A 16524-nucleotide genomic window follows, 5' to 3' on the forward strand; every position below is an offset into this window, starting at 1 on the left:
GCAGAGTCGATCCGAATGCTTAGCAAAAATACAGTTAAGTTTATTAAATCCTTACATCAAAAGAAATTCCGAAATCAGGAGCAAAAGTTCTTTGTGGAAGGTGAAAAGAGTGTTTTAGAAGTCTTAAACTCAGATTTTAAGCTGGAGTTACTTGTTGCTACAGATTCTTTTTTCGAAAAGCATAATAGCATCATTTCTCAATCAGCTGCTCAGGTGATTTTGGTTACCCAAAATCAATTGGAAACCCTAGGTCAATATCAAAGCAATGATAGTGCCTTAGCAGTGGTGCAGATGAAATCAAATAGCCCTTATGATTTTCCTCAAGGTCATTTTGTAGTCGGCCTAGATGATGTGCGTGATCCAGGAAACCTCGGAACCATAATTAGAATTGCTGATTGGTATGGGATCAAAAATTTGGTTTTTTCAGAGCAAACGGCTGATTTCTACAACCCCAAAGTAATTCAATCGAGTATGGGGTCCTTTACCCGTGTCAGCTTTTTCTATGCAGATTTAAAGGATGTTTTCAGCAAATGGAATGTTCCCGTGTATGGTGCATTTTTAGATGGTGAAAATGTGCATCAAATGACAAAGATCAAACATGGAGTAATTTTGATGGGCAATGAATCCAATGGCATATCTAGAGAACTTGAGAATATGGTAACAAACAAGGTGACAATCCCAGGTTTTGGCCAAGCTGAATCCTTGAATGTGGCTATAGCTACTGCCATTATTTGCGATAACTTCAAAAGACTAACCAGCGTATGATTGGAAAATTAGCCAACATACTTAGCAAGGTTGGCATCAATGGGTTTTTATTTGGTTTACTTGCTGCTATTTTCTTTGCTTGGTTGTTTCCCTTTGCTGGGTCAAACCAGTCTCCTGTGCCATGGAAACCGATAATTAATGTTGGAATTGGGTTAGTGTTCTTTTTCTACGGAGTCAAACTCAACCCTTCTGAGCTGAAATCTGGCTTGTCCAATTGGAAACTGCATGTCCTTATCCAAGCGGCTACTTTTTTGCTTTTCCCTTTGCTAGTTCTTCTCTTGTCTTCCTCCATGACTTGGATTGATAAGGATTTCAAAATTGGAATTACCTATTTATCCGTGTTGCCTTCTACTGTTAGTGCTTCAGTAGTGATGGTCTCCATAGCTGGAGGGAATATTCCAGGGGCCATATTCAATGCCAGTATTTCGAGTTTGCTGGGAATAATCATCACCCCAGCATGGATGGGAGTGTTGGCAGGCTCGGCGGATATCCAGATGGAATACCTACCGACACTTCTAGAGCTATCCGTTAAGGTGTTGCTTCCGGTTGTTTTGGGCGTAGTTTCTCATAGTTGGTTGTATCCGAAAATCTCGAAACACATCCGACATTTAAAATACGTAGATCAGACCGTGATCATGATTATCGTGTTTACGACTTTTTCGCAGTCTTTTTCTCAGCAAGTATTTTCTCCGTATAAAATATCCTTATTACTTGAGGTGGGAGCGACGATGCTGGCGTTGTTTTTTCTGGTTTGGTTCTTAATCTACCTTTTGTGTAGGATTTTGGGATTTAGCTGGCAGGATAAGGTTACAGCGCTTTTTTGTGGGTCAAAAAAATCCTTGGTTCAGGGAGTAGTTATTGGTAAAGTGATTTTCCCAGATCCGGCATTATTTGGAATCGTGTTGCTACCCGTAATGCTTTACCACATACAGCAATTAATAGCAGGAAGTATAATTGCCTCTAGAATGGCAAAAAAAGCAGAGTAAAGCTGAAAAATGAAAAGGCTTGGAAATTTTCCAAGCCTTTATTTCTTACCTGTATTTTTTAGCAAGTTCATCTACTAATTCACGGTATTTCCGTTCAGCTTCCTCTTTGGATAAGCCTTTAAAGTTTAGCCATGAATTATACTTGGCGGCAGCTTTGAAGTCAAATCCTCCAGGACGTTCTGTTTCATTGTCACCATCAGTGGCTTGTTTGTACAAGCCGTACAGCTTTAATAATTCTTCGTTACTTGGTTTGGTTGTGAATTTCTTTGTTAATGCTACTGCATCTTCAAAAGTATTAATTGACATTATTTTTTTGTTTGATTAAAGGTGAAAGTCCAAATTTAACACCTGAGGTAATACAATGTTTTTGATATAAAACAAAAAAATGACCAGCTGATTCTAGCTGGTCATTTCTATTTAAGGGGATATGCATCTACGCTTAGCGTTTATTCATGGATACGTAATCACGCTCATTTTCGCCAGTGTAGACTTGTCTTGGACGGCCAATTGGCTCACCATTTTCACGCATTTCTTTCCACTGTGCGATCCAACCTGGAAGTCTTCCTAAGGCAAACATTACGGTGAACATATCGGTAGGAATTCCAAGAGCTCTATAAATGATACCTGAGTAGAAATCTACGTTTGGATAGAGTTGACGATCGATGAAGTATTGATCGTTTAATGCAGCTTGCTCGAGTTCTTTTGCGATATCCAATACTGGATCATTCACGCCTAATTTCTCCAGCACGTCGTCAGCAGCTTTTTTGATGATTTTTGCTCTTGGATCAAAGTTCTTGTAAACTCTGTGTCCAAAGCCCATCAATCTGAACGGATCGTTTTTGTCTTTAGCTTTGTCCAAGTACTTTTTAGCATCTCCGCCATCAGCTTTGATCGCTTCAAGCATTTCAATCACCGATTGGTTAGCTCCGCCATGAAGTGGTCCCCAAAGTGCATTGATACCAGCTGAGATAGAAGCATAGATGCTTGCTTGGGAAGAACCTACAATTCTTACAGTTGAAGTAGAACAGTTTTGCTCGTGATCTGCGTGAAGAATTAAAAGCTTGTCCAATGCTGAAGCAACTACTGGGTCTACGTCATACTTTTCCGCAGGAAGTGCAAACATCATTTTAAGGAAGTTTGAGCAATAGTCCAGAGAATTGTCTGGGTAGTTTACTGGATGACCCATTTCGTTCTTGTAAGCCCAAGCTGCGAAAGTTGGCATCTTAGCTATCAAACGAATAATGCTTAGGTTCACTTCCTCTTCGGTTCTATTAGGATTCAATGAATCTGGGTAGAATGCAGTTAATGCACAAATCATGGAAGAAAGTACTCCCATCGGGTGAGCATTGGAAGGAAAGCCCTCCAGAATCTTCTTAATGTCTTCGTGTACAAGCGTATGATGAGTAATTTCTTTAGAGAAATCCTCGTACTGTGCTTGAGTAGGTAGTTCTCCGTATATCAATAAATAGGAAACTTCAAGGAAAGTTGACTTTTCAGCCAAGTCTTCAATTCTGTAACCTCTATAGCGAAGAATCCCTTCTTCACCATCCAAAAAAGTAATTGCACTTGTGGTTGCTCCTGTGTTTTTGTATCCTGGGTCAAGGGTGATAAGACCTGAGGAAGCTCTAAGTTTTGCGATATCTATCGCAGATTCATTTTCAGTTCCAGTAATTACCGGAAACTCATATTCTTGTCCTTTGAAAGAAAGCTTAGCTGATTCAGACATATAATTATTATTTGGATTGCGTATGTTAAAAAACCTCGTTTTAGGGCCTTAAGATAATAAACTCAGGTTGTTTTTTGGCTTTTGAATGTGTTCAATGGGATAATAATCTTGCGAAAAGTGTTTTTTTTCAAAATATATTATTTTAAATACTGAAGTTTTTACACAAAAACCAAAGTAAATCACTAGATAAACCCCTGACTATTTGTTTTTTGGAATAAAAAAAGCCCCTCAGGGCTAATTTTATGCACAAAAATGCTCAAATACTTCCACTAGGTGGTCGCCGATCATTTTTGCATTTCTACCTTCAATGTGGTGACGCTCGATGAAATGTACCAGTTCTCCATCTTTAAACAGCGCCATAGCTGGAGAAGATGGAGGATAAGGAAGACATAGCTCTCTTAATTTCTCAACAGCATCTCTATCATTGCCTGCAAATACTGTGGCAAGTGTAGTAGGTTTTACTGATGCATTTTCTACTGCGTAAGTAACGCCTGGTCTAGCAGCTCCTGCCGCGCAACCGCAAACTGAATTCACTACAACTAGGGTAGTGCCTTTATGGTCTGGACCAAGATGCGTTGCAACTTGCTCAGCTGTTCTGAACTCTTCAAATCCTACGTTGGAAAGTTCCGCTCTCATTGGAGCGATCAATTCTTCTGGATACATATTTTTACCGTTTTAAAGTTCTTATTTAGAGAAAACCCAATTCAAGTTTGGCTGCTTCAGACATCATATCCTGTGAATAAGGTGGATCAAATGTCAATTCAATTTCCACATTATTGATTCCCTGAATCTGCTGGATTTTATCCTTGATCTCTGAAGGAATAAATTCCGCTGAAGGACAATTAGGTGATGTCAGTGTCATCAAAACATACACGTTGTTTACAGGATAAACAGTGATTTCATAGATTAAGCCTAAGTCATATACGTCCACAGGAATTTCTGGATCATAGACCAGTTTAATGGCTTGGATGACCTTTTCCTTTAGATTTTCAACTTGTCCTACTGATGTTTCTGTTTTGCTTTCTGTCGACATATTATCAGGCATTTTGCTTGGTTTGAAAAGCCAAGGCATATAATTTAATTTGCTTGATCATAGAAGCAAAGCCATTTGACCTCTGACTTCCGATGATTGAGCCCATTCCGATTCTCTCTACGAAATCAAGTTTTGCATTAATAATTTCCTCTGGCCTTCTATTATTTAAGACTCTTAATAAAAGCGAGATTAATCCCTTTGTAATATCTGTGTTGGAATCTGCTTGGAAATGAACTTTAGAATCTTCTTTATCAGCGATCAACCAAACTTTCGATTGACAACCTTTGATTGTATTCTCTTCTATTCTTTCACTTTCAGGGAAATCTTCCAAGCTTCCGCCTAATTCCATGATGTAATAAATGGTGGATTCTTTGTCATCTCCTAGGATTTCAAATTCCGAAACTATCTCATCTTGAATTTCCTGAATACTGCTCATTTATTTTTTATTCTGGCGATTCGGCTTACGCTTTCTGCCAATTTATCTATTTCTGATTTCGAGTTGTAAACAGCAAAGGAGGCTCTCACAGTTCCTTCCAAACCAAATCTTTTCATTAATGGTTGAGTACAATGGTGACCCGTTCTGACGGCAATACCATTGGCATCTAGCATCATCCCCACGTCGTAAGGATGCATCGCATTAATGTTGAATGAAAGTACACTGACTTTATCTTTTGCTGTTCCTACGGGTATAAAACCCTTGATTTGGGTTAGTTGTTCGTTAGCGTAGGTAAGCAACTCATCCTCATGGGCTTTGATTGCATTTTTCCCTATTTCATTGATGAAGTCAATCGCTGCTTTGAAAGCGATCACATCTCCAATATTGGGTGTGCCTGCTTCAAATTTGAAAGGAATTTCATTATAGGTAGTCTTTTCAAAGGTCACCTCTTTGATCATTTCTCCACCACCTTGATAAGGAGGCATGGTTTCAAATACTTCTCTTTTCCCATACAAACAACCCAGTCCTGTAGGGCCATATAGTTTGTGGGCTGAGAAAGCAAAGAAATCACAATCCAACGCCTGCACATCGATTTGCAAATGACTGGAACTTTGCGCTCCATCCAAAAGAATCTTTGCGCCCACTGCATGTGCTGCATCAATTACTTGTTTGACTGGATTGATGGTTCCAAGTGCATTAGATGCGTGAACTATGCTGACCAATTTGGTTTTAGGAGAAAGTAACTTTTCGAATTCTTCGAAAAGAATCTCTCCAGCCTCGTTGATCGGAATTATCTTTAGAATAGCGCCTTTCTCCTCGCAGAGCATTTGCCAAGGCACAATGTTGGAGTGATGCTCCAGTGTAGAAATGATGATTTCGTCACCTTTTTCCACGAATTTTCTCCCATATGTTGAAGCCACCAAGTTGATGCCTTCTGTAGTCCCTTTGGTGAAAATCACCTCTGCAGCTTCACGTGCATTTATGAATTGCTGAATAGCTTCTCGGGTTTCTTCGAAATACCGAGTTGCTCGATCAGCTAGCGCATGAGCGCCGCGATGAATATTGGAATTGTCTTTCTCGTAGTAATTAGTCAGCGCATCAAGTACAGCTTGAGGCTTTTGGGTCGTAGCGGCATTGTCAAAATAGACCAAAGGTTTGCCATGCACTTCTTGATGAAGTACAGGGAACAAACCTCTGATTTTTTCTATGTCTAATCCCATTTCTTAGAAGTTACTTCCTAAGCGTTCCTGAACTTTTGCGATGCAATATTCACGGAAGCTTTCATCCGTAATATGTTCTAACACTTCTCCTGCAAAAGCATATAGCAATAAGCCTTTCGCTTGATCTTTGGCGATTCCTCTTGCTTGCAAATAGAATAATGCTTCTTCGTCCAGCTGACCAGTAGTACAACCGTGAGAACATTTCACATCATCTGCCCAGATTTCAAGTTGCGGTTTGGTATTGACCACAGCATCTTCCGAAAGAAGAATGTTGTTGTTTTGCTGGAAGGCGTTGGTTTTCTGCGCGTCTTGTCTTACGAAGATTTTTCCGTTGAAAACTCCTCTTGAGCTATCGGCTAAAATTCCTTTATAAAGCTCATTTGATTCGGCATGCGCAACAGTATGGTCTACATTGGTGTGATTATCCACGTGAGTTTTGCCATTCAGCAAATACAGCCCGTACATATTTCCTTCAGAATTACTTCCAAGGATATTCAGGCTCAGGTTGTTTCTCACCATTTCCCCGGATAGAGAAACATTCACTGAGGTGAATCTTCCGTCTTTCTGAATATCAGTTTCGATATTGCTGACCTCTATCGCGTTTTTGCCTTCATTTTGCAACTTGTAATATCGGATCTGAGTGTTAACGCCTCCTTTGACCTCTACGACTTTGTTTACAAAGTAGGATGCGTCACTAAAGTTCACACTGTGATTGATGAAAGTTACTTCTGCGAAATCACCTGCTTCGATCCAAACTCTTGGTTGAATAACTTGACCAGCATTTGCTTGGAAGAAATTCAAGAATAAAATAGGCTTCTGAATCTGAGCTTTCTTGGGCACGGAGATAAAAATTCCTCCGTCGAAAGAACTTTGATTCAAAGCACAAAATGGATCTTTCTCTGGCTTGGCAATACTTCCAAGAGCTGTGTTTGCTTTGTCAGAAAGTGGTGAAATCTCCACTCCATCAACAGTAGATGAAAGTTCAGGCTGGAAATGTCCGTTGGCAAATACCAACACATCACCTGCGTATCCTTCAAATACATGCTCTTTCACCTGCGCTGCAGTTACTTCAAAAGCTCCTGCTGCCGCAAAGTTTTGAATACTTTGCTCGATCTTTTTGGTGATCGCCGTGAATTTATACTCTTCTGATTTATTGGTAGGGAATCCTTGGGCTTGGAAAGCTTCCTTTCCAGTAGCACGAACTTGCTCAAATCCAGTTCCTGCATTTGCCAATAATTCCACAAGTATATCTTGCTTAATAAGCGTACTCATGAGTGATGTTTTAGGATGAAAATCAAACGGTCGCCTTGGAGTCAACTTCTTCTTTGATCCAGTCGTATCCTTTTTCTTCTAGCTCTAGTGCAAGCTCTTTGGTGCCTGATTTTACAATTTGTCCATTGTATAGAACATGTACAAAATCAGGAACTATGTAATCCAATAGTCTTTGGTAGTGAGTAACCACGATCGTTGCGTTGTCTTTTGATTTCAACTGATTCACTCCGTTTGAAACGATACGAAGCGCATCGATATCTAGTCCAGAATCTGTTTCATCCAAAATAGAAAGGGTAGGAGCGAGCATCGCCATTTGGAAGATCTCGTTTCTTTTCTTTTCTCCACCAGAGAAACCTTCGTTCAAAGCTCTGCTTAAAAGCTTCTGATCCATTTCTACCAGTTTCATTTTTTCTTTCATCAAAGTCAAGAACTTCACCGCGTCAAGGGCTTCTTCTCCACGGTATTCTCTCACTTGATTTACTGCAGTTCTCAGGAAGTTAGTCGAGCTAACGCCTGGTATTTCCACAGGGTATTGGAATGCAAGAAAAACACCTTCTCTTGCTCTATCTTCTGGAGAAAGGTCAAGCAAATCTTTTCCTTTGAAAGAAACTTCTCCTGCAGTCACTTCATATTCTTCTCTACCTGCCAAAACTGAGGCAAGAGTAGATTTACCCGAACCGTTTGGTCCCATGATCGCATGAACTTCTCCTGCTTTCACTTCTAAGTTGATACCTCTTAGGATTGGAGTCCCTTCGATAGAGGCGTGCAAATTCTTTATAGTTAACATAATTTTAAATTTGACATTTGATATTTGAAATTGGGGCAACCTTATTTTTAGATTTTAAACTTGTTTCCCCTTATCTCACTGTCCTTTAAATATTTTATAAAGCCAGAAAAAGACTTGCTGATTTCGAGACTTTTTTCACTAGTTACATTAAGTGTTTCTTCTGTGATATATGATCTGTCAAAAGCTCTGTAAAGTTGAGATCTTGACTCTCCTGATAAAGCTTTAGCAATGCTTAAGAATTGAATAAATTCCCTATTTCCTTCTCGCTCAAAGCCTTCAGCTATATTATCCATGATAGAACCTGAAGATGAATTGATTTGATTTTTCAGACTGAAATCATTCTTAAAACCTTCCAGTTGGGTTAGGTCAAAGATATCCTTGCAATATTCTCTCGCCTTGTTCCAGATGTCTAAATCTTCAAAACGAGTGATGGTTGCCATAATTTCAAATCAGAAATTTCTAATCTCAAATTCCATTAACCAACCGATCCTTCTAACGTAAGTGCCAACAACTTCTGCGCTTCCACAGCAAACTCCATCGGCAACTGGTTCAACACCTCTTTTGCGTAACCATTAACGATCAAAGCAACAGCGTCTTCTGTCGCAATACCTCTTTGGTTACAATAGAACAACTGATCTTCACCGATCTTTGAAGTAGTCGCCTCATGCTCTACTTTCGCTGTAGGGTTGTTTATATCGATGTAGGGGAAAGTATGTGCCCCACAGCGATCACCCATCAATAGGGAATCACACTGAGAGAAGTTACGCGCATTAGAAGCACGCTTCATCACCTGCACTTGACCTCTGTATGAGTTTTGGGATTTTCCTGCGGAAATACCTTTGGAAACGATTCTTGATTTGGTGTTTTTACCAATGTGAATCATTTTTGTTCCCGTATCTGCTTGTTGGTAATTATTAGTAACCGCCACAGAATAGAACTCACCAATTGAATTATCCCCTTTAAGGATACAAGAAGGGTATTTCCAAGTCACAGCTGACCCTGTTTCTACCTGTGTCCAAGAGATTTTGGAGAAGTCACCAGCGCAGATTCCTCGCTTGGTTACGAAATTGTAAATCCCGCCTTTTCCTTCTTTATCACCTGGAAACCAGTTCTGAACAGTTGAATATTTGACTTCTGCATGAGCTCCAGCGTAGATTTCTACCACTGCTGCGTGCAATTGATTCTCATCCCTTTGGGGAGCAGTACATCCTTCTAGGTAGGAAACGTATGATTCGTCTTCAGCTACGATCAGTGTTCTCTCGAACTGACCTGTGTTTGCCGCGTTGATTCTGAAATAAGTGGAAAGCTCCATTGGGCAACGAACACCTTTTGGAATAAAGCAGAAGGATCCATCTGAGAAAACAGCTGAGTTAAGCGCTGCATAATAGTTGTCGGTCATAGGTACAACCGACCCCAAATATTTCTTTACCAATTCTGGGTGCTCTTTTACTGCTTCGCTGAAAGAACAGAAAACAATTCCCAACTTGGATAAAGTCCCTTTGAATGTAGTAGCAACAGAAACTGAGTCCAGAACTGCATCTACTGCAATTCCCTGAAGTTTCTTTTGTTCGTTTAAATTGATTCCTAATCTCTTATAGATATCTAACAATTCAGGATCTACTTCGTCCAAACTCTTTGGCTTATTAGTCTGTTTTGGTGCAGAGTAGTATTTAAGTGCCTGTAAGTCTATTTTTGGGTAGTGAACATTTGCCCACTTAGGCTCTGACATGGCCTCCCATGTTTTGAACGCTTTCAATCTCCAATCAAGAAGCCATTGTGGCTCTTCTTTCTTGGCAGATATCCATCGAATAGTTTCTTCAGTTAAACCCACAGGAGCCTCATCGGCTTCATAGTTTACTGACCATCCGTGTTCGTATTCTTTTGATGTTAGTTCTTCTAAAATTTGATTGTCTTTGCTCATTGTTGCTGAGTTATTTAGACTAATTACATTTTAACGGCGAAGGTACAACATATAATGAAAATAATATGTTTTTACTCATTGGATAATTCTATCAAGTATACATACGTTCGATAGAAAATGCCCTCAATGTCCTTTCTATACCGTCTTTACAAAAAAAAAGTATTGAAGGTTCAATACTTTTCGTTTTATATGCATTTGCCTAAATCTTTTATTTAGATTTAATCTTAATTGGCTTATTTTTCTTTGTCAAAAAACTGTATAGGTCTGTTTATGGATTCTTCCAAAACAATTAAAGTCTCTGTTCTGTCGATTCCTTCCACCTTTTGGATATTGTCAAGTACATATCTGAGGTGATTGGTGTCTCTGCATATGATCTTTGCGAAAATCGAATAATTTCCTGTCGTGTAATAAGCACTTACTACTTCGGAAATTGTTTTGAGTTTTTCGATTACTGTATCATATAAGGAGCTTTTTTCAAGATAGATTCCTAAAAATGCGGAAATGTCATATCCCAGTTTAGAGAAATCAATATTTAAAGTCGCACTTTTCACGATACCCATATCTTCAAGTTTCTTCATTCGAACATGAACTGTTCCTGAGGATACAAAGACTTTTTTTGCGATTTCCGTATATGGAGTTTTCGCATCTTCATTCAGAAGAGAAATGATCTTCAAGTCTATGTTATCGATATCTAAAATTTTGTCCATTTTTACCGAGTGATTTTGGATGATTGTTAATAAATCTGCCTGTAAATTAGAGATTGTTCAAAATATAGCAAAATTTTTTTTTCAATTTGTAATTAAAAGTAAAATCTACTTACTTTGGACTCGATATAAATGTTCAATTGAATATTTTGTTCATAGAGTAAAAAGTCGAATTAAAATTTGAGATCATTTGCATTTCCAAATTTTAGTTAATTTTCTTCTGAAACTTTTAATCTCTAAAGTTATATTTGGGTTTATATTCTGAAAAGGGTCTTGCTTTTGGCAAGACTTTTTTGTTTTCTTTTGAAAATTTATAATGCATAAAATTGTATTTGAAAATTTAAATACTGTATTTTTGCTTTCATACTTCTATCACATCAATATGGGCTCTTTACGAGTATTAAGTAATTTATTCATTATCCTTTTTTTGTGCACGCCGCTAGCCGGTAATGCATTGGTTGCGCAGGTATCCAATGAATACGCTTTCACGGAGCATGGTTTTGTAGAGTATAATAAGCTGAAATTAAGAAGTGTAGAGACAGTTTCCAGCTCTGAAGAAACTTCGTACCCATCAGATTTAATTTTTTCTCAACTTACTGCCGTCGAAAATAACTTAGCCAATAACCTCAACTCACACTGGGTTTGGTCTGAAAGTACACTTAATATCATAGATAGTTTTTCTCCTTTTTTATTTCGAACAAAAAAATCTGCGGCTGTTGAAGAGGTGAAAATTTTGCTTCAAGTAAATTCTATAGGAAAATTAATTGGCTTTGAAGTACAAGGTGATGTTGACAAGGGTTTAAAAGAACGTATTGACTATGTGCTTAGAAAATTGCCTGATTGTAAGCCAGTCCCCGGTTTTGAGACCTATGGATTAGAAACATTTGAGTTAATTATCCAAAAGTAGTGAGCTGGTTTTTCCAGCTTTTTTTTTAAGCGGTTAGTGAATAGAATATGTGCAATTTATTTTTGAAGGGTACCTGTTAACTGATTTTTCAAAGAGTTTATTTGAAAATGCTTTTTTTAGGTTCTTGTTACTATTCTAACTGCTAATCTACTTTACTATGAAATTTCACAAAATAGGAGCTGTGCTTGTTGTACTGCTCCTAGGATCGCAAATTCTTTTTGCCCAACAGAAAAGACCACTGACCCATGCAGATTATGATGGTTGGGAAAGAATGGCTTCTGAAAAAATCACTAAAAACGGGAAATGGGTAGGCTATCAAATTTCCCCTCAGGACGGAGATGGAAGATTGGAGATTTTATCCTTTAAAGACCCAAATCAGCGTCAGGTTATCCCTAGAGCTTCTTCTTTTGACTTTTCTGCAGATGATTTGTATGCTGTAGGACGAATAGTTCCTGAGACAGATTCGGTTTATGTATTGAAATTGAAAAAGACTAAGAAGGAAGATATGCCTTCTGATAGCCTCTTCATTTACAATATGGCTGAAGATAAAATGGAAAAGCTTCCACGTGTAAAATCATTTGCTCTCCCTGAGGAAGCAGGAACCTGGATTGCTATTCATTTTGAAAAGGAGAAAAAAGAGAAAGCAAAAGAGGATAAGGATGTTGAAGCTGATTCTACTGCCAAAGCTGAAAAACCTAAAAAAACTGACGGAACCTTACTTAAAGTGAGAAAATTGGACGGAACGTTGAGCTATGATTTTGAACGGGTAAAGTCCTACAGCTTCTCCAAGAATGGTGATTTCCTTCAATATGTCTTGGCTGAGGAAGATACCTTAGACAACGCGGCTATATACCTGCTTAACCTTACCAGTGGAGAAAGCAAACTGATTTCTGAAGGCATGACTTCGTATTCTGAGGTTACATTTTCCCCTGAAGCGAAATACCTCGCGTATCTAGCTACTGACGATTCTGCCAAGGCCAAGAAACCGTATCATTCTGTTTTTCTAGTTGAGACTAACAAGGGTGAGCCAAAGGAAATCGCAACCAAAGATTCTGAGGGCATTTTAAGTAATGGGAGAATCAGCGAAAATGGCAATCTTAAATTTTCTGAGAATGAAGAACGACTGTTTTTTGGTGTAGCTCCGGATTATGTGGATTACAGCTACGAAAGTGATACCACAATTTTAGATGAAGATAGAGTAAGTCTGGATATTTGGGCATGGCAAGATTCGGAGATTCAACCCATGCAACTCAAAAATAAAGGGAGAGAAGAGCGATTTTCCTATCTAGCAGCGATAGATCTGAACACAGATAAAATTACGCAGCTAGCAGATTTGGATGTGAAAAATGTGAGCTTGGAATCAAAAGTGGAACGTGATTTTGGCTTAGCTTATTCGGATGATCCATATCGAATCAATTACAGTTGGGATATTCAGATTGGTAGAGATTTGTACTTGATAGATTTTACCGATGGTTCAAGGACCTTGATCGAAAAAGATGCTTCAGGGTTTCCATCCATTTCTCCAGAGGGCAAGTATGTCTACTGGTATGATGGACGTGATAGTAGCTGGGTAGCTTATGATGTTGCACAGAAAGCTAAAATAAACCTCACCAAAGAACTTTCTGAGGTGTTTTATGAAGAATTGCATGACTCTCCATCACTTCCTGGAAGCTATGGAAATGCAGGTTGGTTAGCTGGTGATGAGGCGTTTCTGGTCTATGATAGATTCGATATTTGGAAAATTGATCCTAAAAACCCATCTGCTGCTGTCAACCTGACTCAAGGAGAAGGAAGAAAGGCTTCAATTGTTTTTAGAAGACAGGATTTGGACCGGGAAGAGCGAAGTATTGATCCTAAAGGACAATTGCTGCTTACAGCATTCAATGAAGTAACAAAGGATGCAGGTTATTTCACTGGTACTTTTGATGGAAAATCAGCTCCAAAAAAGTTGATTATGACTGCAAATCGTTATTCAGGGTTGAGCAAAGCAAAGGAGAGTTCAGAGCTTATTTTAAACAAATCCACCTACCAAGAGAATCCTGATCTTTACCTAACCGATCTAAGTTTCAAGAATCTTAAAAAGGTATCCAACCTCAATCCTCAGCAAGCCAATGTGAATTGGGGTTCTGTGGAATTAGTGGATTATTTGAGCAGTGAAGGTGATCCATTACAAGGCTTACTGTTCAAGCCAGAGAATTTTGATGCTTCAAAGAAATACCCAATGATGGTCTATTTCTACGAGCGAAATAGTGATGGATTGCACAATTACAGAGCTCCCGCACCAAGTGCATCCACGATTAATATCCCATATTTTGTAAGTAACGACTACTTGGTATTTGTACCAGATATCAAATATGAGTTGGGACTGCCAGGGCCAAGTGCCTATAGCTGTATTATTCCAGGTGTTCAATCCATTGTTGCAAAAGGCTTTGTAGATGCTAAAAATATGGCGATTCAGGGGCAGAGCTGGGGTGGATATCAAGTGGCTTACCTGATCACTCAAACCGACATGTTTAAAGCTGCAGGTGCTGGTGCGCCAGTGGTGAATATGACTTCGGCCTATGGAGGGATTCGATGGGGAACAGGCATGAGTCGCATGTTCCAGTACGAGCAAACTCAATCCAGAATAGGAGGTACTCTGTGGGAAAAGCCAGTTTACTATTTGGAGAATTCTCCCTTGTTCTTTATGGATCGTGTGAAAACTCCCGTATTAATAATGCACAATGACGAAGATGGATCAGTGCCTTGGTATCAGGGAATCGAAATGTTTATGGCGTTGAAAAGATTGCATCAACCAGCTTGGCTTCTTCAGTACAATGGAGAAGATCATAACCTTGTTCAACGCAAAAATAGAAAAGACCTTTCGGTAAGACTCAGTCAGTTCTTTGACCACTACCTAAAGGGAGCTCCTGCACCACTTTGGATGTCAGAGGGTCTGCCTGCTGTTCAGAAAGGGAAGACGCTTAAATATGAGTTAGAGGATTAAGTAAAAAAGCCCTGAATCATAACGATTCAGGGCTTTTTTAAAAGAAATTGGAGATACTTAATCTACAAATTCATAGCTAAACTCTAGTTCAAAATCATATTTTGCTACTGATCTTAAATTAAGAAATACCTTACCTGCAGTCTGTTCTTCATTTAATTCCATCTTTTGTGAACCACTTTGTAAATATGAATTTGCAGGTTCTGTGTTATTAGTGTTGTCAACTAGTATAATAACGGGAAGTCCAAAATCAAAGCTATTTCCGCCAAATGCAATTTTTGGAGTGGAGATCTCAAATGGCTCTCCTGATGTACTCAGCTCAGAAGCTATTTTGTCCTGGTCTACACTAATCCAGCCTGATGGTTTTTCTTGTTGTATTCCAAAATATAAATCCCCATTGGAATACCCATCTCTCGGGATTGCGGTTATTTTAGTGATGAAATAGGCACCGATTTTCACCTCTTTGCTAACGGTGTTTTTTACTTTGTTGAGCGAGGTAGTAGTTAAGCTTACTGTATAAGTGCCTGGCTCCTCGTAAATAGGAAATGGAGTTTTCTCATTTGAAGTCTTTCCATTGCCAAAATCCCAGAAATAAGCATAGGCACTATCTGGTATAGCTTCAAATTGTATTGGGACAAAGGCTAAAGTTTTGTCGGATTTTACTTCAAAATTTGCTTCAATTACTGGGAACTCTTCTTCTGAAGAACATCCACAACATGCTAATAGAATTAGCAAAACACTTAAGTGGTTTAGTTTCATTCGATGTAAGTGTATTTGGAGAAAATAGTTGACCTAAATCTAACTATTTTCGGCAATTCTAACCATCAGTCCAACTATTTCATTAAACTAATTTCGCCGTGATTAAACCGCTACTGCAGCCTTTATGTGTGGGTGCGGATCATAGTTTACCAATTCAAAATCTTCGTATTTGAATTCAAAAATATCCTTGATCTCTGGGTTTATTTTCATTGTAGGAAGCTCTCTGATTTCTCGGCTCAGCTGTAATTCTGCCTGCTCCAAATGATTGGAATACAAATGCGCATCTCCAAAAGTGTGAATGAAATCACCTGCTTGCAGTCCGCAAACCTGGGCCACCATCATGGTGAACAAGGCATAGGAAGCAATATTAAAAGGTACTCCTAGGAAAACGTCTGCACTTCGCTGGTATAGCTGACAACTCAATTTACCATCCGCTACATAGAACTGAAATATTGTGTGACAGGGTGGCAAGGCCATATTATCTACATCTGCCACATTCCATGCACTGACGATGTGTCGTCGACTGTCCGGCTTGGTTTTGATTTGATGGATTAAATTTTTGATTTGATCGATTTCACCACCTTTTCCATCCGGCCAATGTCTCCACTGATAGCCATAAACTGGTCCTAAATCACCATTTTCATCAGCCCATTCGTTCCAAATGGATACTTTGTTATCGTTGAGGTATTTGATATTAGAATCACCTTTGAGAAACCAAAGCAACTCAATAATGATCGATCGTAGGTGAAGCTTTTTGGTAGTGACAACAGGGAAACCCTTAGATAAATCAAAACGCATCTGATGGCCAAAAATACTTCTAGTTCCAGTTCCGGTTCTATCACCTTTTACAGCTCCTTCATCAAGGATTTTTCGCATCAAATCGTGGTATTGCTTCATCTTCTAATTTGGATTTTCAAGTTTCGGCAAGTTAATCAGTTCAGATAATAAATGGAATTGAATTAACACAAAGCACCGTCAAACTTGTTATACTTGATATGGCAAATTGCTTTCAAAGCCTGTTTCAT

At 38.9% G+C, this 16524-nt stretch carries 17 protein-coding genes; 4 read left to right on the forward strand and 13 right to left on the reverse strand.

Annotated elements, in window-relative coordinates; genetic code table 11:
• The first annotated feature begins 15 nt into the window (after nt 1-15).
• Nucleotides 16-765, forward strand: a complete 750-nt coding sequence (locus tag LV83_RS12390; RefSeq protein WP_111611841.1) for a TrmH family RNA methyltransferase — start codon at nt 16-18, stop codon at nt 763-765.
• Nucleotides 762-1751 carry a bile acid:sodium symporter family protein gene (locus tag LV83_RS12395; protein WP_111611842.1) on the forward strand — a complete coding sequence of 330 codons (990 nt, stop codon included), beginning with the start codon at nt 762-764 and terminating at the stop codon, nt 1749-1751. Before LV83_RS12390 ends, LV83_RS12395 begins: the two co-directional genes overlap by 4 nt.
• 45 nt (nt 1752-1796) lie before the next feature.
• On the opposite strand, the gene LV83_RS12400 is transcribed toward LV83_RS12395, so the two are convergent.
• From LV83_RS12400 to LV83_RS12450, 11 genes are all read right to left on the reverse strand, one after another.
• Nucleotides 1797-2057, reverse strand: a complete 261-nt coding sequence (locus LV83_RS12400; RefSeq protein WP_111611843.1) for an acyl-CoA-binding protein — start codon at nt 2055-2057, stop codon at nt 1797-1799.
• A gap of 133 nt (nt 2058-2190) precedes the next feature.
• On the reverse strand, nt 2191-3477 hold the full coding sequence (locus LV83_RS12405) for a citrate synthase (RefSeq protein WP_111611844.1): 1287 nt from the start codon (nt 3475-3477) through the stop codon (nt 2191-2193).
• Between the two features lie 240 nt (nt 3478-3717).
• Nucleotides 3718-4140 (reverse strand): BrxA/BrxB family bacilliredoxin, encoded by a 423-nt coding sequence (locus tag LV83_RS12410; RefSeq protein WP_111611845.1) that lies wholly within the window; start codon nt 4138-4140, stop codon nt 3718-3720.
• A gap of 25 nt (nt 4141-4165) precedes the next feature.
• On the reverse strand, nt 4166-4522 hold the full coding sequence (locus LV83_RS12415; protein ID WP_245947045.1) for an iron-sulfur cluster assembly protein: 357 nt from the start codon (nt 4520-4522) through the stop codon (nt 4166-4168).
• Nucleotides 4515-4946, reverse strand: coding sequence for a SufE family protein (locus LV83_RS12420; RefSeq protein ID WP_111611846.1), 432 nt, complete (start codon nt 4944-4946; stop codon nt 4515-4517). The genes LV83_RS12415 and LV83_RS12420 overlap by 8 nt, the downstream gene beginning before the upstream one ends.
• On the reverse strand, nt 4943-6166 hold the full coding sequence (locus LV83_RS12425; protein ID WP_111611847.1) for a cysteine desulfurase: 1224 nt from the start codon (nt 6164-6166) through the stop codon (nt 4943-4945). The genes LV83_RS12420 and LV83_RS12425 overlap by 4 nt, the downstream gene beginning before the upstream one ends.
• Nucleotides 6167-6169: 3 nt before the next feature.
• Entirely contained in the window at nt 6170-7438 is a 1269-nt protein-coding gene (sufD, locus tag LV83_RS12430) for a Fe-S cluster assembly protein SufD (protein WP_111611848.1), read from the reverse strand.
• Nucleotides 7439-7460: 22 nt separating this feature from the next.
• Nucleotides 7461-8225: a Fe-S cluster assembly ATPase SufC gene (gene sufC / locus LV83_RS12435; RefSeq protein WP_111611849.1), complete on the reverse strand. Its 765-nt coding sequence runs from the start codon at nt 8223-8225 to the stop codon at nt 7461-7463.
• Between the two features lie 47 nt (nt 8226-8272).
• Nucleotides 8273-8665 carry a four helix bundle protein gene (locus LV83_RS12440; protein WP_111611850.1) on the reverse strand — a complete coding sequence of 131 codons (393 nt, stop codon included), beginning with the start codon at nt 8663-8665 and terminating at the stop codon, nt 8273-8275.
• 35 nt (nt 8666-8700) lie between these two features.
• Complete coding sequence (gene sufB, locus LV83_RS12445) at nt 8701-10146, reverse strand: Fe-S cluster assembly protein SufB (RefSeq protein ID WP_111611851.1); 1446 nt, start codon at nt 10144-10146, stop codon at nt 8701-8703.
• Nucleotides 10147-10379: 233 nt separating this feature from the next.
• Complete coding sequence (locus LV83_RS12450; RefSeq protein ID WP_111611852.1) at nt 10380-10853, reverse strand: Lrp/AsnC ligand binding domain-containing protein; 474 nt, start codon at nt 10851-10853, stop codon at nt 10380-10382.
• A gap of 313 nt (nt 10854-11166) precedes the next feature.
• Here LV83_RS12450 and LV83_RS12455 point away from each other — a divergent pair, with 313 nt between their 5' ends.
• Nucleotides 11167-11757 (forward strand): hypothetical protein, encoded by a 591-nt coding sequence (locus LV83_RS12455; RefSeq protein WP_111611853.1) that lies wholly within the window; start codon nt 11167-11169, stop codon nt 11755-11757.
• 157 nt (nt 11758-11914) lie between these two features.
• Complete coding sequence (locus LV83_RS12460; protein ID WP_111611854.1) at nt 11915-14743, forward strand: S9 family peptidase; 2829 nt, start codon at nt 11915-11917, stop codon at nt 14741-14743.
• 57 nt (nt 14744-14800) lie between these two features.
• Here the strand turns inward: LV83_RS12460 and LV83_RS12465 are convergent, their stop codons facing one another.
• Entirely contained in the window at nt 14801-15499 is a 699-nt protein-coding gene (locus LV83_RS12465) for a PKD domain-containing protein (protein ID WP_111611855.1), read from the reverse strand.
• A 102-nt stretch (nt 15500-15601) separates the two neighbouring features.
• Nucleotides 15602-16396, reverse strand: a complete 795-nt coding sequence (locus LV83_RS12470) for a thymidylate synthase (protein ID WP_111611856.1) — start codon at nt 16394-16396, stop codon at nt 15602-15604.
• Between the last annotated feature and the right edge of the window lie 128 nt (nt 16397-16524).

It is taken from the genome of Algoriphagus yeomjeoni (assembly GCF_003259505.1).
GTDB lineage: Bacteria > Bacteroidota > Bacteroidia > Cytophagales > Cyclobacteriaceae > Algoriphagus > Algoriphagus yeomjeoni.